Source organism: Laedolimicola ammoniilytica (assembly GCF_025567165.1).
Lineage (GTDB): Bacteria > Bacillota > Clostridia > Lachnospirales > Lachnospiraceae > Laedolimicola > Laedolimicola ammoniilytica.
Window position 1 is genome coordinate 1 of sequence record NZ_JAOQKC010000061.1, and the last position, 708, is coordinate 708.

2 protein-coding genes are annotated in these 708 nt (G+C 44.2%); both read left to right on the forward strand.

Going from position 1 to position 708, the window contains the following annotated elements; translation table 11 throughout:
• A partial coding sequence (locus OCV63_RS17365) for a hypothetical protein (RefSeq protein WP_331485585.1) occupies positions 1–371 on the forward strand: 371 nt, incomplete at its 5' end.
• A 111-nt stretch (positions 372–482) separates the two neighbouring features.
• On the forward strand, positions 483–708 hold a 226-nt coding region (locus OCV63_RS17370; RefSeq protein WP_158364223.1), incomplete at its 3' end, for an alcohol dehydrogenase catalytic domain-containing protein.

Here is a 708-nt window from a genome sequence, read left to right on the forward strand (position 1 = left end):
CATTTGCCCGGGGTGGTGTAGATAAGGTGCTGCTGACGGCACCGCCTGCCCTCATTGAGACAGCAACACACACGTTAAATCTGGGTGGTGTTCTGGCATTCTTGGGAATTGCTTACGGTTCTGCAGCAATTGCTTCTTTTGACTCAAATCTGGTGCATCATAAGAAAATCCAGATTCGTGCATCTGATGCTGTACCGGCGCTTTATTTCCCATTGTGTATTGATCTGGTTGAATCTGGTATGATTGATTTGAAATCCCTGATTTCTCAGAAATTTATGCTGGAGGATGCAGTAGAAGGACTGACACAGTTTGTCCAGAACCCCGCAGAAGCATGTAAGGCTGTGATGGTAACCGATCCGGACCTTCTGTAATGTATTCTGACTAATACCTATGCTCTTGTAAAGCGAAATAGTATTATATTTGATTTGACAGTTGTCTTTTGGGTTAGCTTTGTGTAAAATAAAGAAAGGAAGTTATACCATATGAAATCTACATATTTGAAAGCGCCATTTCAGTTTGAACAGCGGGATATCCCGGTACCGGAGGTCGGTGCCGATGAAGTACTTATTAAGGTTAAAGCCTGTGGCTTCTGCGGTCATGAGATGATCCAGGCTAAGTATGCCGCTACAGAATGGACACCTTTCGGACACGAATTTTCCGGAATTGTGGAGAAGATTGGCGAGAATGTGCAGAATGTAAGTGTGGGCG